The organism is Streptomyces sp. TBY4 (assembly GCF_024213195.1).
Lineage (GTDB): Bacteria > Actinomycetota > Actinomycetes > Streptomycetales > Streptomycetaceae > Streptomyces.
In genome coordinates this window covers 492,788-513,229 of record NZ_JANAVF010000001.1, presented here as the reverse complement: position 1 = coordinate 513,229, position 20,442 = coordinate 492,788, and the positions used below count along the sequence as shown (strand labels likewise).

Below are 20,442 nucleotides of genomic sequence, written 5' to 3'. Positions count from 1 at the left end.
GTGACCGTTCTGGTCCCTTGCGAAGTGGCTTGACCGCGCCGTAAGCGGGGCATAAGTTCTGCCCCGGCCTGCTCCGTCCGGGCGGGCCGGAACGTCGTCCTCTGGGGGGACCCATGCACTACTTCACCGACGTCGTCAAGAAGTACGCCGACTTCAGCGGCCGCGCCCGGCGTCAGGAATACTGGATGTACACGCTCATCTACATAGCGCTGCTGATCGTGGTCCTGATCGTCGACTTCTCGCTCAGCACGTACCCGCTGCTGTACACGCTCCTGGGGCTCGGCCTCTTCCTCCCCTCGCTCGCGGTCGGCGTCCGCCGCCTGCACGACCAGGGCAAGTCCGGCTGGTGGATCCTGGTCGGCTTCATCCCCCTCGTCGGCTGGATCTGGGCGATCGTCCTGATGGCCACCGAGGGCACCCCGGGCCCGAACGAGTACGGCCCGAGCCCCAAGGCCGTCCACGCCTGAGCCGGTCCGCAACCGGTAGTACGGCGTAGTAGCGGCAGTACCCGAGCGTCGCCGCCGGCTGAAAGCAGCCGGTGGCGGCGCTTTCGGCGTTTCAGGGCCGGCGGGGCCGTTCGGCGCCGCCCCGGCCGCCGAGCGTGACGTGCGTCTCGTACGGGCTTGCGCCGGGGGGCTGTCCAGACCGGCCCGATCACGAGATATCTTGATGTCGAGCAATGTTGCAGACGAGAGACGCAGACTGTGGAGCGGAGCATCCGGTGACTGACTCGACCATCATCTACACGCACACTGACGAGGCCCCGGCCCTCGCGACGTATTCCTTCCTGCCTGTGATCCAGGCGTACGCGTCGACGGCCGGTGTGAATGTCGAGACCCGTGACATCTCCCTGGCAGGCCGCATCATCGCCAGCTTCCCCGAGTACCTGGAAGAGGGCCAGCGGATCGCGGACGCCCTCGCCGAGCTCGGCGAGCTGGCGAAGACGCCCGAGGCCAACATCATCAAGCTGCCCAACGTCTCGGCGTCGATCCCGCAGCTCAAGGCCGCGGTCGCCGAGCTCCAGGGCCAGGGCTACGCGCTTCCGGACTACCCGGACGACCCGAAGACCGACGAGGAGCGCGAGAACCGCGCCCGCTACGACAAGATCAAGGGCAGCGCCGTCAACCCGGTCCTGCGCGAGGGCAACTCCGACCGCCGCGCCCCCGCCTCGGTCAAGAACTACGCCAAGGCGCACCCGCACCGCATGGGCGCCTGGACCACCGAGTCGAAGACGAACGTCGCCACCATGGGCGAGAACGACTTCCGCTCCACCGAGAAGTCCGTCGTGATCTCCGAGGCCGGCACGCTGCGCATCGAGCACGTGGACGCCGACGGCGCCGTCACGGTGCTGCGCGAGTCCGTACCGGTCCTCGCGGGCGAGGTCGTGGACGCGTCCGTCCTGCACGTCGACGCGCTGCGCACCTTCCTCAACGACCAGATCGAGCGCGCCAAGGCCGAGGACGTCCTGTTCTCCGTGCACCTCAAGGCCACGATGATGAAGGTCTCCGACCCGATCATCTTCGGCCACGTGGTCCGCGCCTTCTTCCCGAAGACCTTCGCCCGCTACGGCGAGACCCTGGCGGCCGCGGGCCTGTCCCCGAACGACGGCCTCGGCACCATCCTGAACGGCCTGGGCGCGCTGCCCGACGCCGACGCGATCAAGGCCTCCTTCGACGCCGAGATCGCCGAGGGCCCGGCCCTGGCGATGGTGGACTCCGACAAGGGCATCACCAACCTGCACGTCCCGTCCGACGTCATCGTCGACGCCTCCATGCCCGCCATGATCCGCACCTCCGGCCACATGTGGGGCCCGGACGGCGCCGAGGCCGACACGCTCGCCGTCCTCCCGGACAGCAGCTACGCCGGTGTCTACCAGGCCGTCATCGACGACTGCCGCGCGCACGGCGCGTACAACCCGTCCACGATGGGCTCGGTGCCGAACGTCGGCCTCATGGCCCAGAAGGCCGAGGAGTACGGCAGCCACGACAAGACCTTCGAGCTGGCCGCCGCCGGCACCGTCCGCGTCGTCGACGCCTCGGGTGCCGCGCTCATCGAGCAGGAGGTCGCCGCCGGCGACATCTTCCGCGCCTGCCAGACCAAGGACGCGCCGATCCAGGACTGGGTCAAGCTCGCCGTCACCCGCGCCCGCGCCACCGGCGTCCCGGCCGTCTTCTGGCTCGACGAGGGCCGCGCGCACGACGCGCAGCTCATCGCCAAGGTCAAGACGTACCTCGCGGACCACGACACCGAGGGTCTGACCCTCAAGATCCTCTCCCCGGTCGAGGCCACCGCCTACTCCCTGGAGCGGATCCGCCGCGGCGAGGACACCATCTCGGTGACCGGCAACGTGCTGCGCGACTACCTGACCGACCTGTTCCCGATCCTGGAGCTGGGCACCAGCGCCAAGATGCTGTCGGTCGTCCCGCTGATGAACGGCGGCGGCCTCTTCGAGACCGGCGCCGGCGGCTCCGCCCCGAAGCACGTCCAGCAGCTCGTCAAGGAGAACTACCTGCGCTGGGACTCCCTCGGTGAGTTCCTCGCGCTGGCCGTCTCCTTCGAGCACCTCGCCACCACCACCGGCAACGCCCGCGCCCAGGTGCTGGCCGACACCCTGGACCGGGCGACCGGCACCTTCCTCAACGAGGACAAGTCGCCGAGCCGCAAGCTGGGCGGCATCGACAACCGCGGCAGCCACTTCTACCTCGCCCTGTACTGGGCGCAGGAGCTGGCGCGCCAGACCGCGGACCCGAAGCTGGCCGCGGCCTTCGACCCGCTGGCCAAGTCGCTGGCCGAGTCCGAGGAGAAGATCGTCGGCGAGCTCATCGCCGTGCAGGGCTCCCCGGCGGAGATCGGCGGCTACTACCAGCCCGACGCCGCCAAGGCCTCGGCGATCATGCGGCCGTCCGCGACGCTGAACGAGGCGCTCGCGCTCCTCGGCTGAGTTCCGCCCTTTCGCTGAGTTCCGCCCTTTTCACGGGTCCGCCCCGGTCGGCAGTCGCCGACCGGGGCGGACCCGTTTCCGCGTCCGGTCAGAGCCGGTGCACCTGGTCCGGCGCGAAGGCCAGCGGATCGGGCCCGGCCGCCAGGATCCGCAGCCCGGGCGCCACGGCGAGCAGTTCGCGCAGCCAGTCCAGGGCCTCGGACGCGAGGTGCTCGCAGCCGTCGAGTACGAGCAGCATGTCGCGCTCCGCCAGCCACGACGCCGCGTTCGACGTCCCGCACGGCAGGAACGGCATGCCCGGTACGCAGCCCAGCGCCGCGGTCAGGTCGCGTACTCCGAAGCGCTGTTCCATGGACACGACGGCCACGCCGTCGTAGAAATTGGACGAGAGCCGTTGCCCGATTTCCCGGACCAGTCGGCTCCGGGGCTCGCGGAAACGTCCCGTGACGGTCAGTACCTTGCCCCGCCGCACGGCGGTGAAAAGACGGGACAGCTCCGCGGAGGTCGCCGGGAACGTACTACCGGCACCTCGTGAATCCCTTGTATCCCTCATCGGCACGATGCCCCCCTGCATGCGTGACCAGCTGCGGCAAGAGGGTAGTTTCAAGCCGCATACAGATGATTATGCGCCAGTTCTATCGGATGGCCAGGGGAATTCCCTATTCCGGTGAAACGCCCGTGGCGCCCGGTGATCACAGCAGATGTACACCCAACGCGGTTTTGTCCATTCCGAAAGCCCGCTCCGACCGGTGAACTGTTGTCCGGGAGCCCGGAATCCGCTGTACTGCTGCGGTGCGCCCCGGTGTCCGGGCACGGCACGGGCACGTTCGGGGGAGGGGCCAGGATGAGTGCGCAGCAGCCGCGTAGGCGGCGGACGGGGCGCGGCGCGAGACCCGCGTCGCACCGGCGCCGTGCGGGTTTCCGGGGGCGAAGGCCCCTGCTGAGCCTCTTCCTGACGGCCTTCCTCCTCGTGGGCGTCTGCGCCGCGACGGGCATCGCCTGGGACCCGCGCACCGTCTCCGGCGCGCAGGCCCGCCCGGGAGCGGACCCGGTCGCCACCCTGCCCGGGGCCCCGGGCGACACCCCCGCGCCCGTGGCCACCGCCACCGGCCCGGGCCCGGGTGCCACCGCCCCGCAGAGCCCGGACGGTCCTGCCCCGGCCCCGAAGACCCCGGGGCCCGGTACGGACGGCACGGTGCGCCCCACCGGAGCCCTGCCCTTCGACCTGCCGCAGCCGGCCGCCCTGCGCTCCGGAGCCGCCGGCAAGAAGCTGGTCTTCGCCCACTACTTCACCCCGTACCCGCTCTCCCTGGACAACGCGAGCGCCGACGCCGACTACTACACCCGCCACTACCTGAAGCCGGACGGCGAGAACGGCAAGCACGCGCGCTACGGCGGCCTGCTGCGCGACCGGCCCCCGCCGGTCCCGCCCAGGAGCGGGAACTGGGAGCTCGCCAACCTCCAGCAGGAGGTCCGCACGGCCCGCGCCGCCGGCCTCGACGGATTCACCCTCGACCTGCTCTCCCTGACCGGAAAGAACCGCGAACGCTGCGAGCTCCTCATGGAGGCGGCCCGGTCGGTGGACCCGGGCTTCAAGATCATGCTGATGCCGGACATGACCTCCCTGGGCACCGACGACCCGGCCGTCCTCGCCGACCTCCTCGCGGACCTCGGCAAGTCCCCGGCCGCCCACCGGCTCCCCGACGGACGGCTGGTCGTCTCGCCGTTCAAGGCCGAGGAGAAGAGCGTCGCCTGGTGGACTCAGGTCCTGGACGTCCTGAAGACCCGGCACGGCATCCGCACCGCCTTCGTCCCGCTCTTCCTCGACTTCGGCGCGCACAGCGCCGGGTTCGAGCCCATCAGCTACGGATTCTCCGAGTGGGGCAGCCGCAGCTACGTCGGCCAGGAGGGCTCCACCCGCGACGTACGGCGCGCCCACGCCGCGGGCAAGATCTGGATGCAGCCCGTCTCGGTCCAGGACGCCCGCCCCAACCAGGGCATCTACGACGAGGCGGGCAACACCGCTACCCTGCGCGCCACTTGGAGCCGCGCCATTGAGGACGGCGCCGACTGGGTCCAGCTCACCACCTGGAACGACTACAGCGAGGGCGGCCAGTTCGCGCCCTCCCTGCACAACGGCCATGCCTACCTGGACCTTTCCTCCTACTACCTCACCCGGTTCAAGACGGGCAGCTGGCCCGAGATCGTCCGCGACACGCTGTACCTGAGCTCGCGCACCCAGTTCGCCGCCGCCGTCCCCAGCGGTGGCCAGTCCCTCGTGATGTCGCTGCGGGGCGGCAGCGCCGCGGCCCGGGACACGGTGGAGGTGCTCAGCTTCCTCACCGCGCCCGCACGCGTCCGTACGGCCGTGGGGGCGGCCGGGGGCGAGCACTCGGCCCCGGCCGGGGTCCACTCCGAGCTGCTGCCCCTCGCGCCGGGCGCCGCATCGGCGGCCGTGGTGCGGGACGGCAGGACCGGGGCCGGGGTGGAGCTGCGCCACCCGGTGGACCGTACGGTCGAGGTCCAGGACCTCCAGTACTACGCCGCCACCAGCGGCCGGAGCTGATTCCCGAGGGGCCGAAGTCCCTTGGTTCGGGACCTTGGTCACCCCATATGTAGTGGTGGTGTCGAGCCGCCATATCCATATGTAGTGTTGGCCTTGCCGGTTCGGCGGGGTCTCCCCGACCGAGGCAACAGGGAACCCGGTGGGAAACCGGGACTGCCCCGCAACGGTGAGTCCGCCACGGCGGACGAGTCCGACACCTGCCGGCACGGGCTGTGAAGAGCCCGCCATTCTTCCGTGCCGAGCCTCGTGGGAGGGCCGCCGTGACTGCTGTCGTCGACGCCGTAGAGACCGTTTCCGAATACCTTGACCGCCGGGACTGGCGGGTGAACGCCAACGCCAACCAGGGCTACTCGCTCGGCGGCCTCATCCTCAACGCCGCCGGAAAGGTCACCGCGAACTACTGGCTGGAACAGGTCTACCCCGCCGCCGTCGCCCGCGCCCACCGCGAGGGCGACTTCCACATCCACGACCTGGACATGCTCTCCGGGTACTGCGCCGGCTGGTCCCTGCGCACCCTGCTGACCGAGGGCTTCAACGGAGTCCCCGGACAGATCGACTCCGCCCCGCCCCGGCACCTGTCCTCGGCCGTCGGGCAGATCGTGAACTTCCTCGGCACCCTGCAGAACGAATGGGCCGGAGCCCAGGCCTTCTCCTCCTTTGACACCTACCTGGCCCCGTACGTCCGCCTCGACGCGCTGACGTACGAGCAGGTCAGGCAGTGCATCCAGGAGCTCGTGCACAATCTGAACGTGCCCTCGCGCTGGGGCACCCAGACCCCCTTCACCAACCTCACCTTCGACTGGACCTGCCCCGAGGACCTGCGCGAGCAGATCCCGGTGGTGGCGGGGGAGGAGACCGGTTTCACGTACGGCGAGCTCCAGGCCGAGATGGACATGATCAACCGGGCGTACATCGAGGTGATGACGGAGGGCGATGCCACCGGGCGGGTGTTCACCTTCCCCATCCCGACCTACAACATCACCGAAGACTTCCCCTGGGAGAGCGAGAACGCCGAGCGGCTCTTCGCGATGACCGCCAAGTACGGGCTGCCGTACTTCCAGAACTTCATCAACTCCGAGCTCGAACCGAACATGATCCGCTCCATGTGCTGCCGGCTCCAGCTCGACCTGACCGAGCTCCTCAAGCGCGGCAACGGCCTCTTCGGCAGCGCCGAGCAGACCGGCTCCCTCGGCGTGGTCACCCTCAACTGCGCCCGGCTCGGGCACCTCTATGCGGGGGACGAGGAGCGGCTGCTCGCCGAGGTGGACCGGCTGTGCGAACTCGCCAGGGACAGCCTCGAACTGAAGCGGATCACCGTCCAGGAGCTGATCGACGGCGGCCTCTTCCCCTACACCAAGCGGTACTTGGGCACCCTGCGCAACCACTTCTCCACCATCGGCGTCAACGGGGTCAACGAGATGGTCCGCAACTTCAGCGCGGACGCGTACGACATCACCGACCCCCGGGGGCACGCCCTCGCGGTCCGCCTCCTGGACCGGGTCCGGGCCCGGATGGTCGACTTCCAGGAGAGCACCGGCCACCTCTACAACCTGGAGGCCACCCCCGCCGAGGGCACCACCTACCGCTTCGCGAAGGAGGACCGGGCCCGCTTCCCCGGCATCCTCCAGGCCGGCACCGAGACCAACCCGTACTACACCAACTCCTCGCAGCTGCCCGTCGGATGGACCGACGACCCCTTCGAGGCGCTGGAGCGCCAGGACGAACTGCAGGGCAAGTACACCGGCGGCACGGTCCTGCACCTGTACACCCCCGAACGGATCCCGACGGCCGAGGCGTGCCGCAAGCTGGTCCGGCGCTCGCTGGAGACCTTCCGGCTGCCCTACCTGACGGTGACCCCGACCTTCTCCATCTGTGCGGACCACGGCTACCTGGCGGGGGAGCAGCCCGAGTGCCCCGCCTGCGGCTCGGCGTGCGAGGTCTGGACCCGGGTCATGGGCTACCACCGCCCGGTGTCCTCCTTCAACATCGGCAAGAAGGGCGAACACGCCGAGCGCGTCCACTTCAAGGCGGCGGTGTGACCGGCGAAGGGCCGGGCGCGACGGCCCCCGGCGAGGTCATCCGCATCGGAGGCTGGTCCCGGCTGTCGACCTGCGACTGGCCCGGCCGGCTGGTCACCACCGTCTTCTGCCAGGGCTGCCCCTGGCGGTGCGGCTACTGCCACAACCCCGGCCTGCTGCCCGCCCGGGCCCCTGCCGCCGTCTCCTGGGACGAGGTGCTCGGCCACCTCGCCCGCCGGACGGGACTGCTCGACGGGATCGTCTTCTCGGGCGGGGAACCGCTCCTCCAGCGCGGCCTGCCGCAGGCCGTACGGGAGGCCCGCGCCCTGGGCCTGGAGGTCGGCCTCCACACCGGGGGAGCCTTCCCCCGGCGCCTGGCCCGGCTGCTGGACGCGGGCCTGCTGGACTGGGTCGGCTTCGACGTCAAGGCCCCGCCCGGCCGCTACGAACGGGTCACCGGCACCGGCCACGCGGCCGCCTCGGCGGAACGCAGCCTGCGGCTCCTGCTCGGCTCCGGGGTTCCCCACCAGCTCCGCACCACGGTGGACCCGGCCCTCCTGGACCCGCCGGACATGGCCGCCCTGGACGACTGGCTGGCGGAGCTGGGCGCCGGGTCCACGCACCGCCAGCAGGTACGTCCCCCGGCTGCCTGAGCCCGCGGGCCGGAGCGGCGGAGCGGAGGGGGGTGGGGGTGCCGTCGCGCGCCGTCTGCGGGCATGATCGGCCCGACGGCAGCCGACGACAGCCGCGCCGCACCCACGGAGGTCACATCCATGAACGATCCGGTCCCGTCCGCAGAACCCCTCCGGTCGGCAGAACCCTTCCCGTCCGCGGAACCCTTCCCGTCCGCCGAACCGGCCCGACCCGCCGAATTCCCCGTCGGGCGGAGCCTGTTCCGGCTCGACCCGGCGGTCAGCCACCTCAACCACGGCTCCTTCGGAGCGGTGCCGGTCCGTGTGCAGGAGGCACAGGCGGCCCTGCGCACAGAGGCGCACGCCGATCCCGACGCCTTCTTCATCGGCGCCCCCGACCGGCTCGTCGGGGCCCGGTCCCGGATCGCCGCCCGGATCGGCGCCGATCCGGACGGGCTCGCCTTCGTGTCCAACGCCACCGAGGCCGCCAACCTGGCCCTCGACGCCGTGGAGTTCGCCCCCGGAGACGAGATCCTGGTCACCGACCACGGCTACGGCACGGTCGTCGCGGCCGCCGCCCGGCGCGCCCCGCTCACCACCGTGGCCCTGGCCACCGACCTCCCCGACGAGGACGCCGTACGGGAAGCCGTGCTGGCCGGGGTCACCTCGCGGACCCGGGTCGCCCTGCTCGACCACATCAGCTCGCCCACCGCCCGGCTCATCGCCTCGCCCCGGCTGCTCGCCGAACTCGCCGAGCGGGGCATCACCACCATCGTGGACGGCGCCCACGCGCCCGGCATGGTCCCCGACCCCGTGGGCGGGGGCGCCGACTTCTGGTTCGGCAACCTCCACAAATGGGCCTACGCCCCCTCCGGCACCGCGATCCTGGCCGTCGCCCCCGACCACCGCGCCCGGGTCCGGCCGCCGGTGCCCTCCTGGGAGGACCACCACGGCTTCCCGCGCTCCGTGGAGAACCGCGCCACCTACGACTACACCGGCTGGCTCGCCGCCCCGGAGGGGCTGGACCTGCTGGAGGAGCTCGACGCCGCCAAGGTACGGGCCCACAACAGCGCGCTGGCCGGTTACGGCGCGGCCCTGCTCGGCGAGATCCCCGGGATCACCCCGCTCCCGTACACCGAGGGCCTCGCCCTGCGCACGCTGCGGCTGCCGCCCGGGGTGGCCGAGACCCCGGACGCCGCCCGCGACCTGCGCGAGCGGATCGCCGCCGAGCAGCGGATCCGGGTGCTGATCTGGCCCTGGCCGGGCGGCGGCGGGATCCGGGTGAGCGGGCAGATCTACAACCGGGCCGAGGAGTACGAACGCCTCGCCGAGGTCCTGCCCGCCTACCTCCCCTAGGCCGTCCGGGCCGTCGGGCTCAGTCGCGCCGGAGCAGGTACGTGTCCATGATCCAGCCCTTGCGGGCCCGGGCCTCGGTGCGCAGCTCCTCGATCCGGCCGGCGACCTCCGCCAGCTTCCCCGAGACCAGGATCTCGTCGGGGGTGCCGACGTAGGCACCCCAGTAGATGTACAGGTCCTGGTCGAGGTGGGCGGTGAAGGCGTGCCGGGCGTCCAGCATCACCACCACGTCGTCCACATCCTCCGGCCAGCCCTCCGCGAGCCGGCGCCCGGTGGTGATCTGGACCGGGCGGCCCACCCGGTTGAGGGTGGTGCGGTGGCGGGCCAGGAGCGAGGAGATGCTGCTGATGCCCGGCACCACCTCGTGCTCGAAGGCGACCCGGCCCTTCTCCAGCACCTCGTCGAGGATCGCGAGCGTGGAGTCGTAGAGCGAGGGATCGCCCCACACCAGGAACGCGCCCGTCTCGCCCTCCGCCAGGTCCTCGGCGATGAACCGCTCGAAGAGCTCGGCCCGCGCGCTGCGCCAGCCGTCCACCGTCGGGGCGTAGTCGGAGGGCGTCCGGTCCCGGTCGGGATCGCGGCCCTCCACCAGCCGGTGTCCGGGGCGGGCGTGCGCGTCGAGCATCGCGCGCCGCAGCCCGGTCAGGTCCGCCTTCTCCTCGCCCTTCTCCAGGATGAGGAATGCGTCCGCCGCGCCGATCGCCCTGACCGCCTGGAGGGTCAGGTGGTCCGGGTCGCCCGCGCCTATGCCGATCACTGAGAACTTCTTCACGGGGCTATTGTGCCCATCATGCGCGTCGCCCTGTTCGTCACCTGCGTCAACGACGCGCTCTACCCGCGCACGGGCATCGCCGTGGTCCGCCTCCTGGAGCGGCTCGGGGTCACCGTGGACTTCCCCGCCGCGCAGAGCTGCTGCGGTCAGCCGCAGTACAACACCGGCTACCGGCGCGAGACCGAACCACTGGTCCGGCGTACCGCCGAGGCCTTCGCCGGGTACGCGTACGTGGTCACTCCGTCCGGCTCCTGCGCGGCCATGGTCCGCTCCCACTACCCGCGGATCGGGCGGGCGGCCGAGGCGGAGGGCCGGGGCCCGGCCCTGACCGCGCTGGCCGAGGACCTCGTACCGCGCGTGTACGAGCTCACCGAGTTCCTCGTCGATGTCCTCGGGGTGACGGACGTCGGCGCGTACTTCCCGCACACCGTCACCTACCACCCCTCCTGCCACGGCCTGCGGGGCCTCGGCCTCGGAGACCGGCCCCACAGGCTGCTGGCCGCCGTCCGCGGTCTGGAACTGCGCGAACTGCCCGGGGCCGAGGAGTGCTGCGGCTTCGGCGGGACCTTCGCCGTCAAGAACCCGGATGTATCGGCCGCGATGGGCGCCGACAAGACCGACCACGCGGTGTCCACGGGAGCCGAGGTGCTCTGCGGGGCCGACAACTCCTGCCTCGCCCACCTGGACGGCATCCTGCGCCGCCGCGGCGCCCCGCTGCGGGCCCTGCACCTCGCCGAGATCCTGGCCGCGACGGAAGAGGAACCACTCGTATGACGGGCACGTATCTCGGCATGCCGGCCTTCCCCGACGCGGCCCGCGAGGCGGTACGGGACGAGGTGCTGCGGGCCAACCTCCGCCACGCCACCCACACGATCCGCGACAAACGGGCCCGGGCCGTCGCCGAACTGGAGGACTGGGACCGGCTGCGCGCCGCCGGAAAGGCGGTCAAGGACCACACGCTGGCGCACCTCGACCGGTACCTGCTCCAGCTGGAGGCCTCCGTCACCGCCGCGGGCGGCACCGTCCACTGGGCGGCCGACGCCGACGAGGCCAACCGCATCGTGACGGACCTGGTCCGGGGCACGGGCGAGAAGGAAGTCGTCAAGGTCAAATCCATGGCCACCCAGGAGATCGGCCTGAACGAGGCCCTGGAGGCGGCCGGGATCGCCGCGTACGAAACCGACCTCGCCGAGCTCATCGTCCAGCTCGGCCACGACCGGCCCTCCCACATCCTGGTCCCCGCCATCCACCGCAACCGCGGCGAGATCCGCGAGGTCTTCGCCGCGGAGATGGGCAGCTGGGGCCGCCCGGCCCCGGAGGGGCTGGGCGACGACCCGCGCGAACTCGCCGAGGCCGCCCGGCTGCACCTGCGCGAGAAGTTCCTGCGCGCCCGAGTCGCCGTCTCCGGCGCCAACTTCATGGTCGCCGAGACCGGCACGATGGTCGTCCTCGAGTCCGAGGGCAACGGCCGGATGTGCCTGACCCTGCCCGAGACCCTGATCTCGGTGGTCGGCATCGAGAAGGTGGTCCCCACCTTCCGGGACCTGGAGATCTTCCTCCAGACCCTGCCCCGCTCCTCGACCGCCGAGCGGATGAACCCGTACACGACCATGTGGACCGGGACCACTGAGGGGGACGGTCCCTCGGTCTTCCACCTCGTCCTCCTCGACAACGGCCGCACCGACACCCTCGCCGACGAGGTGGGGCGCCAGGCCCTGCGCTGCATCCGCTGCTCGGCCTGCCTCAACGTCTGCCCGGTCTACGAGCGCGCCGGCGGCCACGCCTACGGCTCCGTCTACCCCGGCCCGATCGGCGCCATCCTCAGCCCCCAGCTCCGGGGCACCGGGAGCGCGATCGACGCCACCCTGCCCTACGCCTCCACCCTGTGCGGGGCCTGCTACGAGGTCTGCCCGGTCGCCATCGACATCCCGGAGGTCCTGGTCCACCTGCGCGAACGCGTGGCCCAGGGCGGCCAGGTGACCCGCGGGGGCATCCGCGTCCGCATCCGCCCCGCCGACGGCCACACCGCCGAACGGGCCGCGATGCGGGCCGCCCGGCTCCTCCTCGACCGCCCGGGGGCCCTGCGCGCGGGGGAGCGGCTGCTGGCCCGAGCCCGGCGGCTGCGACCGCGGCGGCTCCCGGGGCCGGGGCGGGCCTGGACGGACAGCAGGGAGCTGCCGGAGCTCCCGGAGCGGTCGTTCCGCGACTGGTGGGCGGCGCGGGAGAAGGAGGCACGCCCGTGAGCGCCAAGGACCTCATCCTGGCCCGCATCCGCCGGGCCCTGCCCGAGCCGCGCCCGGACACCGCCGTCCCCCGGGACTACCTCCCGGTCCACGGCGCCCGCACCCCGGCCGGGAGCGCCGACCTGCTCGCCGCGAACCTCACGGAGTACCGGGCCAAGGTCCACCGGGTCGACGAGGACGGCATCGCCGCACTGCTGGCCCGCCTGCTCGCCGCACGGGGCGCCGCCTCGGTGCTCGTACCGCCCGGGCTGCCGCCGCACTGGCTCGCGGCGGTCGACGCGACCCGGATCCCCGACCGCGCGGACTCCACCCCGTACCAACTGGACACGGTGGACAGCGTGGTGACGGGCTGCGCCCTGGCCATCGCAGAGACCGGCACGATCGTCCTCGACGGCGGCCCGGAGCAGGGACGGCGCCGCATCACGCTCGTCCCGGACCACCACATCTGCGTGGTCCGGGTCCCCGGCCAGGTGGTGGACTCCGTCCCGCGGGCGCTGCCGCTCCTGGACCCCACCCGGCCCCTGACCTGGATCTCGGGGCCCTCCGCCACCAGTGACATCGAGCTGGACCGGGTGGAGGGCGTGCACGGCCCCCGCACCCTGGAAGTGGTCCTGCTCGGCGCACAATGAGGACATGCCCTCCCACCTCGCCCTCACCGCCCTCGTGGTCCACGACTACGACGAGGCCATCGACTTCTACACCCGTGCCCTCGGCTTCGACCTCGCCGAGGACACCCCGCGCCCGGACGGCTCCCGCTGGGTCGTGGTGCGCCCGCCGGGCGCCAGGGAATCCGCCCTCCTGCTGGCCCGCGCCAAGGACGACGCCCAGCGCTCCCGCGTCGGCGACCAGACCGGCGGCCGCGTCGGCTTCTTCCTCTACACCGACGACTTCGCCGCCGACCACGCCCGGATGACCGCGGAGGGCGTCCGCTTCCTGGAAGAGCCGCGCCACGAGACGTACGGCTCGGTCGCCGTCTTCCAGGACCTCTACGGCAACCGCTGGGACCTCCTCCAGCCGGCGTAGCCCTGGCCGGGCGTTGGACGGGATCACTCGTGCGGTGACGGTGGGGCCGCCAGGTCCGGCGGCCACCGGCGGTGCCGAGCTCAGCCCGGGTCGGCCCCGCCCGTCAGCCTCGGCGCCTCGGCGGCCGCATCGACGGCCGCGCCGGCCTCCACCCGGGCCGCCAGCTCCTGCGCCCAGCGGATCAGCCCGGGGACGTCCATCCCGTACGCGGACCCGGGGGCGGCTGCGTCTCCGGCTCCGTCCAGCCCGGCCAGGGCCAGGGCATCCGCTCCGCGGCGCAGCAGCCGGGCCCCGCCGACCGCGTTCCCGCGCGCGGCGTGCGTCAGCCCGACGGCCAGCTGCGCCAGCGCCCGCCACAGCGGTGCCTCGGCATCGGGCCCGGACTTCCAGGCGTCCTCGAACACCTCGTGCGCGTGGAAGGGCATCCCGGCGTCCAGCAGCAGCTGCGCCTGCGCCACCGACTCCCCGGGCGACCGCACCACTCCCTCCGGCTGCCGCTCCACCCCTTGGGCCCCGTAGGGCAGCGGCCGTCCCAGCCCGTCCCTGGGCCGCGCGTTCCGCGCCCGCCCCTCACCGTCCCGATCCCGTGCGTTCACCCTTCCATCCTCGCTTCCTGCCCTTCCCGGCGATAACCGGTGCATGGACACCCCTCGGTGTGGGGTAATGTTCTGCATGTGCCGCAGGGACGGGGGAAACCCCAGATCAGACGCACATCGGGACGTGGCGCAGCTTGGTAGCGCACTTGACTGGGGGTCAAGGGGTCGCAGGTTCAAATCCTGTCGTCCCGACTTTGCTTCAACGCAAGTCGGAGGTCGTCTTCTCAGAAATGAGAAGACGACCTTTCGTGCGTCCGGGGCCCCGGCCCACGGCGGCTCACCGGGTGTTTCGTGACCCGTAGGGCGTGAGGAGCTGGTCCACGGGGGCGTGGTCGTCCGTGAGCGGGCGGGCGTCGCCGATCCACCTCGTGAGGGCTTCGCCGGTGGTGATCTTCCAGCCGGGCTGCCGTGCGTCGAGCGCCGCCTGGGTCGCGAGGGCGTCGACCGGCCGGTTGGAGGCGAGCGCCACGAGATTGCCGCCCCGGGGGCCGGCCGACGGCTGGAGGCCGATGTCGGCGGGCCTGCCGACGAGGGCGACGTGTTCGAAGCTCTTGCTGAGGGTGGCCACTTCGGCGCGTGCGAAGGCCAGGCCGTCGTAGTCGATGAGGTTGGCCACGTACAGGCCGCCCTGGTTCAGCACCCGCCGGACGTCGGTCATCGCTTCGACCGTGGTGAGGTGCCACGGCACGCTGACGCCGCCGAAGGCGTCCCCGACGACGAGGTCACGGCTGCCGGCGGCCAGTCGCCGCAGGCCGAGCCTGCCGTCCTCCACGCGTACGTCGATACCGGTGATGGCGCTGCTGCCGTTGGTGCCGCCTTGCGCCCGCAGACCCAGCTGGTCGCGGTCGATGCGCACGACCCCGTTGTCGATCTCGGACACACCGCTGCGCGTCCCGGGTCGCGTGGCCGCGAGGTAGCGGGGGAAGGTCAGGCCGCCGCCGCCCAAGTGGTGGGCCTCCAGCGGGGTGTTCTTGGGGAAGGCGGCATCGACGACCGACGCGATGGCGCGCACGTGCTCGAACTTGAGCGTGGTCGGGTCGTCGAGGTCCACGTAGGAGTGCCGTACGCCGTCCAGGACGAGCGTGCGGCCGCCGTCCCGGTCCGGGTCCGCGACGACCCGGGCGCAGTGGTACCTGGTCTCCGAGTCGCAGCCGCCGGGCGCGATCGCGGTGGCGAGGCCGCCGGCGACGACCACGAGTGCCAGGGCGGCCGTACCGCTCCAGCGCCGCATGCGCCATTCGACCAGGGCCGCACCGATCACCAGCAGGGTTCCGAGGCCGATCAGGATGCCGCTGACGGGCAGCCGCGAAATGAGGACGAAGCCGGTGAGGAGGGTGCCGACGATGGCGCCGACGGTCCCGACGCCGGACAGTCGGCCGACGACCGTCCCGGTTTCGGCGAGGCTGGTGAGGCGCAGCTTGGTCACGATGGGCGTCACGGCGGAGAGCAGGGCGCCGGGCACGAGGATGGTCAGCGCCGCGATCAGCACGAGCATGTCCGGTACCCACTCCGCCGTGGTGCGGAGCACGGCGGGGGTGAGGGCCACGACGGCTCCGGACAGCCCCAGTGCGGGGCCGATGAGCCGGCGTGCGTTGACCTGGTCGGCGATGCGCCCGCCGAGCCAGGAGCCGACGGCGATCGCGGCGAGGGCGATGCCGATCACCAGGGTGCTGGTCTCGAGGGTGAGGCCGAGGTAGGGGGCGAGCAGCCGCAGAGCGACGATCTCCACCACCAGGACCGCGGCCGAGGAGCCGAACACGAGGACGGCGGCGGCACGGGGGCCCAGGCCGTGTTCGTGAGGCGTGCCCGTGGTCACGGGCGAGGAGGACGGACTGGTCACGGCCGACATCCTTGCACGCGACCCGCCGGCCCGTGCGGAAGTCCTGATCGAAGGAGTGAGCAGGGGCAAGCGCGGTTGACGGCAAGGGTGTTGGGGTGTCGATCCCTACGGATGCGGCCGCGGGCGCAGGCGGGCCGCCAGGACCGCGACGTCGTCCTCGGCGTGCCGGGCGTCGAGGCCGGCGCAGACCGCGTCCACCACCTCCGGGAGGCTCGTACGGGAGCCCAGGCGGAGGGCGGCGAGTCTGGCCAGCGAGACGTCGATGTCCTCGCTGCGCCGTTCCACCAGCCCGTCCGTGTACAGCAGCAGGGTCTGGTCGGCGGTGAGGGGCCGGGCGAGGGACTCGTAGCCGCCGATGCCGGTGCCCAGCGGTGGGCCGACGGGTACGTCCAGGAGGGTGCCGGTGCCCTCGGCGGTGAAGAGGGCCGGGGGCAGGTGGCCCGCGCTGGAGTAGAGGGCCATGCCCCGGGCGGGGTCGATGCGGACGAGGAGGCAGGTCGCGGGCCTGCGGGTGGCGTCCGAGGCGGACAGGGAGTCCAGCTGCCGCAGGACCCGGTGCGGGGCGAGGTCGGTGGAGGCGACCTCGCGCAGTACGGAGCGGTAGGCGTTCATGTCGACCGCGGCCTCCAGGCCGTGCCCCATCACGTCCCCGACGGCGAGGAGGGTGCGGCCGAAGTGCAGCCGGATCGTCTCGAACCAGTCGCCGCCGACCAGGGCGCGGGCCCCGGCGGGCAGGTAGCGGCTGGCGATCTCCAGGTTCGGGTGGGGCCGGCCGGGCTCCGCGACGAGGGCGCGCTGCAGATCGAGCGCGGTCCGCTCGGTCGCCGCGAGGCGCCGGGCATGGCCGAGGTGGACGGCGGTCAGGCGCGCCGCGAAGTGCAGGGCCGCCAGCTCGTGGTCCCCGTACTCCCCCCGCGTGCGGGCGGTGAGGACCCTGCCGTACAGCTCGCCCCGGCCGGTCAGCGGGACCGAGGCGCGGTACGTCCGGTCGGCACCGGTGCCGGCGTCGGCGCCCGCGGTCCAGGTCTCCAGGGGATGGTCGCGGTCCACCGCCCGGACCAGCGGCGCGCTTTCGGCGGCGGACCCGCCCAGGAGGTCCGCCGCGCCGGCCACCGCGACGCGTTCGGTACGGGTGCCGCGGCGGGCCAGGTCCACCGCGGCGGCGTCGCACAGCGTGCGGAACAGGAATCCGGCCAGCTCCCGGCAGGTCTGCCGTTCGTCGGGGGAGGTTCCGATCTCCTCCAGGGCCTCCTCCATGGAGCGCAGCCGCGCCTCCAGCCCGCCCTGTTCCGACACGTGCCTCCCTCGCCCGCCGCTCCACTCCTGTGGAGGCATTTCATCAGCCCGCCCGGCCCGCGCGGGCCAACCTGGCCGGGCGGGTGCCGATGCTCGGCGGTGTGCGGGGCGGCCGGAACCGGGCGGTCGGGGAGAAAAGGCTTGGACCGTGCGGGCGGTGGTGCGGGACACTCCGCTTTCTGGCCAGACGGGCTGAGAAGGCAGGGTTGGGATGGGATCGCCCGAATCGTACGCAAGTTCACCGAACATGAATTCACCGCGCAGGAGTCCGGTGCTCCTCGCGCTTCGTTACTACGGGCGGGAGTTGATCCGCCTGCGATGGCTGACGGCGCCCGCGATGCTGCTCCCGGCGCTGGGCAACATCGGCATCCACTACATCGCACCGCTGGTCGTGGCGAAGCTCGTCGGCCGGATCGCCGGAGGAGAGGGAATCGCCGAAGGCATCGGCGGCGCCCTCGGGTGGGCTGCGCCCTATGTCCTCGCCTTCGCCGGGGTGTTGCTGCTCTCGGAAGCCTGCTGGCGCGTCGGACTGCACTGCCTGAACCGGCTCGACGCCCGCGGGATCGAGCAGCTGTACGTCACCGGAATGGACGAACTCTTCGCCAAGGACGCCGCGTTCTTCCACGACAACTTCGCCGGATCGCTCACGAAGCGGGTCCTGAGCTTCGCCTCCCGTTTCGAGGAGTTCGTCGACACGCTGACCTTCTCGGTCATGGGCAGCTTCGTGCCCCTGCTGTTCGCCTCGGTGGTGCTGTGGCAGTACGACCCGCTGCTCGTCGTCGGGCTCCTGACGATGATCACGATCACCGGACTGTGCGTGGCGCCCCTGATCCGCCGCCGCCAGGTGCTCGTCGCCCGGCGGGAGGAGGCGATCGCCCGGGTCTCCGGCCACGTGGCGGACAGCCTGATGAACATGGACACGGTCCGGGCGTTCGCCGCCGAATCCCGCGAGGCCGCCGAACACCGCACCAGGGTCGCGGAGTCGAGGAAGCTCACCCTGCGTTCCTGGGACTACGGCAACCTGCGCATCGACACGCTGGTCGCACCGATGTCCGTGGTGACCAACGTGCTGGGGCTGATGCTCGCCATCGTGCTCGGCGGGGGAGCGCACGGCGTGGAGGCGGTCATCGTCGCCTTCACCTACTACGCCAGTGCGACGCGGATCATGTTCGAGTTCAACCAGATCTACCGCCGTCTGGAGAGCTCGATGACGGAGGCCGCACAGTTCACCGAACTGCTCATGACACCGCCGACCGTGCTCGACCCGGTGGACCCGGAACCGCTGCGGAGTCCGCCGGCCGCCGATGTGCGGTTCGACCGGGTGATCTTCGGCCACGAGGGCGGGAAGCCCGGGGGGAAGCCCCTCTTCGACGGCCTGGACCTGGCCGTGCCCGGAGGATCGAAGCTCGGCCTCGTCGGCCGGTCCGGCGGGGGCAAGACCACGCTCACCCGGCTGCTGCTGCGGATGACGGACATCGACGCGGGCCGGATCCTGATCGGCGGGCAGGACATCAGCCGGCTGAGCCAGGCCGACCTGCGCAGCCTGATCGCCTACGTCCCCCAGGACCCCGCGATGTTCCACCGCACGCTGCGCGACAACATCGCCTTCGCCCGCCCGGACGCCACCGACGCGGAGATCCGCCGCGCGGCCGAGGCGGCGCACGTCACGGAGTTCGCCGACGGGCTGCCGGACGGCTTCGACACCATGGTGGGCGAGCGCGGGGTGAAGCTGTCCGGCGGGCAGCGCCAGCGGGTCGCCCTCGCCCGGGCGATCCTGCGCGACGCGCCGATCCTGCTCCTCGACGAGGCCACCAGCGCGCTGGACTCCGAGAGCGAGATCCTGGTCCAGGACGCGCTGTGGCGGCTGATGGACGGGCGGACGGCGCTGGTGGTCGCGCACCGGCTGAGCACGGTCGCCACCATGGACCAGCTCGTCGTCCTCGATCACGGGCGGATCGTCGAACAGGGCACGCACCACCAACTGCTCGCCGCGGACGGGGCCTACGCGAAGCTGTGGCAGCACCAGTCGGGCGGGTTCATCGAGGACACCCCCGCCCCGCGGGCCGAGCTGCGCTGATCGGGGCGGGGAGGGCGGGTGCCGTCGTAGAGGCGGGGCCGTCGTACCTGTGGGTGCCGTCGTACCAGTGGCGGTACGGCGGCACCCGGTCAGTACTCCGCCGCCAGGGCGAGCTGCCGCTCGCGGTCCTGTCTCAGCAGCTGCGGGATGGCTCCGCTCGGCGCCACGCCCAGTTCCGCGGAGAGCAGCTCCTGATAGCCGCGGTAGCGGCGGTGCGCGTCGGCCACCTCGCCGACGAACAGGCAGGACTGCACGGCGATCCGCCGGGGCCCCTCGCGCAGCGGGTCGGCCTGGGTCGCGGCGTCGGCCAGTTCGAGCACCGCGGCGTGCTGCCGGCGCTGGAGGAACTTCTCGGCGAGGCGCTCCAGCGTCTGCACGCGCTGCACCTTCCACTTCTCCTGGAAGGGGACGAGCCAGTCGTCGTCCCAGTCGTTCAGCAGCGGGTGGCGCAGGACGCTCCACGCCGGCGGCAGCCGGTCCTCGCCGGCCGCCCCGACGGTCCCGGACACCGCCCCGGACACCGTCGCGATCAGCCTGGCCGCCGCCCGGTAGTCGACCTCTACGTGGTCGGTGAGGCTGATGGTGGTGTGCGAGGCGTGGAGCAGGCCGCCGGCCGTGGCCTGATTCAGCCGCCACAGGGTCTGGCGCAACCGGGCCCCGGCCCGGTCGGGCGGGGCGTCGGGCCACAACCGGGCGGCCAGTTCGACGCGCCTGAGCGGGCGGTCGGCGAGCACCAGGGCCGCGACGAGCCGTTGCTGGATGTCGCTGAGATCGGTGACCCGCTGGTCGGTGCGGCAGACGAAGCCTGGCAACAGCGATATGTGCACGATGCCTAAGCCGGTGGGATTCATCGCACCTCTCGGGTCGTCCGAAGGGCCGCCGGCCGCCGGGTGGGCGCTCCATTGATCCCGATTTCCACGTTCGCTTCACATGAGCTTCACAACGGCTGTGATATGAGCGTGCGGCACAGATCTGGAGATCGTCAACACCCCTGCGCGGCGGTTTCCAGCCGTGCCCGTCCCCCTCCGGAAGGCGCTCCGGTCCCCTTCCGGAAGGCGTTCCGCCCGCGCTGCGTATGTCCC

General features: G+C 72.1%; 17 protein-coding genes, 1 tRNA gene and 1 riboswitch. Of the genes, 12 read left to right on the top strand and 6 right to left on the bottom strand.

Features of this window, described 5'->3' with window-relative positions; all coding sequences use genetic code 11:
- The first annotated feature begins 113 nt into the window (after positions 1 to 113).
- Both NLX94_RS02415 and NLX94_RS02410 read left to right on the top strand, forming a co-directional pair.
- Positions 114 to 467, top strand: a complete 354-nt coding sequence (locus NLX94_RS02415) for a DUF805 domain-containing protein (RefSeq protein ID WP_254380857.1) — start codon at positions 114 to 116, stop codon at positions 465 to 467.
- A gap of 254 nt (positions 468 to 721) precedes the next feature.
- Complete coding sequence (locus NLX94_RS02410) at positions 722 to 2,941, top strand: NADP-dependent isocitrate dehydrogenase (RefSeq protein ID WP_254380856.1); 2,220 nt, start codon at positions 722 to 724, stop codon at positions 2,939 to 2,941.
- An 88-nt stretch (positions 2,942 to 3,029) separates the two neighbouring features.
- Here the strand turns inward: NLX94_RS02410 and NLX94_RS02405 are convergent, their stop codons facing one another.
- Positions 3,030 to 3,413: a hypothetical protein gene (locus NLX94_RS02405; protein ID WP_254380855.1), complete on the bottom strand. Its 384-nt coding sequence runs from the start codon at positions 3,411 to 3,413 to the stop codon at positions 3,030 to 3,032.
- A 372-nt stretch (positions 3,414 to 3,785) separates the two neighbouring features.
- On the opposite strand from NLX94_RS02405, the gene NLX94_RS02400 reads away from it, so the two are divergent.
- From NLX94_RS02400 to NLX94_RS02385, 4 genes are all read left to right on the top strand, one after another.
- A complete protein-coding gene (locus NLX94_RS02400) occupies positions 3,786 to 5,507 on the top strand; it encodes an endo-1,3-alpha-glucanase family glycosylhydrolase (RefSeq protein ID WP_254380854.1) in 1,722 nt (573 codons plus the stop codon).
- Positions 5,508 to 5,587: 80 nt separating this feature from the next.
- Positions 5,588 to 5,727, top strand: a riboswitch (cobalamin riboswitch).
- A gap of 40 nt (positions 5,728 to 5,767) precedes the next feature.
- Positions 5,768 to 7,546, top strand: a complete 1,779-nt coding sequence (locus NLX94_RS02395; RefSeq protein WP_254380853.1) for a ribonucleoside triphosphate reductase — start codon at positions 5,768 to 5,770, stop codon at positions 7,544 to 7,546.
- Positions 7,543 to 8,178, top strand: a complete 636-nt coding sequence (locus tag NLX94_RS02390; RefSeq protein WP_254380852.1) for an anaerobic ribonucleoside-triphosphate reductase activating protein — start codon at positions 7,543 to 7,545, stop codon at positions 8,176 to 8,178. Before NLX94_RS02395 ends, NLX94_RS02390 begins: the two co-directional genes overlap by 4 nt.
- Before the next feature lie 120 nt (positions 8,179 to 8,298).
- Complete coding sequence (locus NLX94_RS02385) at positions 8,299 to 9,513, top strand: aminotransferase class V-fold PLP-dependent enzyme (protein ID WP_254380851.1); 1,215 nt, start codon at positions 8,299 to 8,301, stop codon at positions 9,511 to 9,513.
- Between the two features lie 19 nt (positions 9,514 to 9,532).
- Here the strand turns inward: NLX94_RS02385 and cobF are convergent, their stop codons facing one another.
- On the bottom strand, positions 9,533 to 10,285 hold the full coding sequence (cobF, locus tag NLX94_RS02380) for a precorrin-6A synthase (deacetylating) (protein ID WP_254380850.1): 753 nt from the start codon (positions 10,283 to 10,285) through the stop codon (positions 9,533 to 9,535).
- An 18-nt stretch (positions 10,286 to 10,303) separates the two neighbouring features.
- Here cobF and NLX94_RS02375 point away from each other — a divergent pair, with 18 nt between their 5' ends.
- From NLX94_RS02375 to NLX94_RS02360, 4 genes are read left to right on the top strand one after another with little or no spacing between them, the layout of a single operon-like run.
- Positions 10,304 to 11,059 (top strand): (Fe-S)-binding protein, encoded by a 756-nt coding sequence (locus NLX94_RS02375; RefSeq protein ID WP_254380849.1) that lies wholly within the window; start codon positions 10,304 to 10,306, stop codon positions 11,057 to 11,059.
- Positions 11,056 to 12,528 (top strand): lactate utilization protein B, encoded by a 1,473-nt coding sequence (locus NLX94_RS02370; RefSeq protein WP_254380848.1) that lies wholly within the window; start codon positions 11,056 to 11,058, stop codon positions 12,526 to 12,528. The genes NLX94_RS02375 and NLX94_RS02370 overlap by 4 nt, the downstream gene beginning before the upstream one ends.
- Positions 12,525 to 13,157 (top strand): LUD domain-containing protein, encoded by a 633-nt coding sequence (locus NLX94_RS02365; RefSeq protein WP_254380847.1) that lies wholly within the window; start codon positions 12,525 to 12,527, stop codon positions 13,155 to 13,157. Before NLX94_RS02370 ends, NLX94_RS02365 begins: the two co-directional genes overlap by 4 nt.
- A 4-nt stretch (positions 13,158 to 13,161) precedes the next feature.
- Entirely contained in the window at positions 13,162 to 13,551 is a 390-nt protein-coding gene (locus NLX94_RS02360) for a VOC family protein (RefSeq protein ID WP_254380846.1), read from the top strand.
- An 80-nt stretch (positions 13,552 to 13,631) separates the two neighbouring features.
- Here NLX94_RS02360 and NLX94_RS02355 read toward each other — a convergent pair whose 3' ends face one another.
- Positions 13,632 to 14,147, bottom strand: a complete 516-nt coding sequence (locus tag NLX94_RS02355; protein ID WP_254380845.1) for a DUF309 domain-containing protein — start codon at positions 14,145 to 14,147, stop codon at positions 13,632 to 13,634.
- Positions 14,148 to 14,265: 118 nt separating this feature from the next.
- Here NLX94_RS02355 and NLX94_RS02350 point away from each other — a divergent pair.
- Positions 14,266 to 14,339 (top strand) — tRNA-Pro (locus NLX94_RS02350).
- 85 nt (positions 14,340 to 14,424) lie between these two features.
- Here NLX94_RS02350 and NLX94_RS02345 read toward each other — a convergent pair.
- Both NLX94_RS02345 and NLX94_RS02340 read right to left on the bottom strand, forming a co-directional pair.
- The gene (locus tag NLX94_RS02345) at positions 14,425 to 15,996 is read right to left on the bottom strand and encodes a fused MFS/spermidine synthase (RefSeq protein WP_254380844.1); all 1,572 of its coding nucleotides are present in this window, start codon (positions 15,994 to 15,996) and stop codon (positions 14,425 to 14,427) included.
- A 96-nt stretch (positions 15,997 to 16,092) separates the two neighbouring features.
- Positions 16,093 to 17,283, bottom strand: coding sequence for a PP2C family protein-serine/threonine phosphatase (locus tag NLX94_RS02340; protein ID WP_254380843.1), 1,191 nt, complete (start codon positions 17,281 to 17,283; stop codon positions 16,093 to 16,095).
- Positions 17,284 to 17,494: 211 nt separating this feature from the next.
- Between NLX94_RS02340 and NLX94_RS02335 the strand changes: the two genes are divergently transcribed.
- Complete coding sequence (locus NLX94_RS02335; RefSeq protein ID WP_254380842.1) at positions 17,495 to 19,360, top strand: ABC transporter ATP-binding protein; 1,866 nt, start codon at positions 17,495 to 17,497, stop codon at positions 19,358 to 19,360.
- Between the two features lie 89 nt (positions 19,361 to 19,449).
- Here the strand turns inward: NLX94_RS02335 and NLX94_RS02330 are convergent, their stop codons facing one another.
- Positions 19,450 to 20,211, bottom strand: coding sequence for a BTAD domain-containing putative transcriptional regulator (locus NLX94_RS02330; protein ID WP_254380841.1), 762 nt, complete (start codon positions 20,209 to 20,211; stop codon positions 19,450 to 19,452).
- Positions 20,212 to 20,442 lie beyond the last annotated feature (231 nt).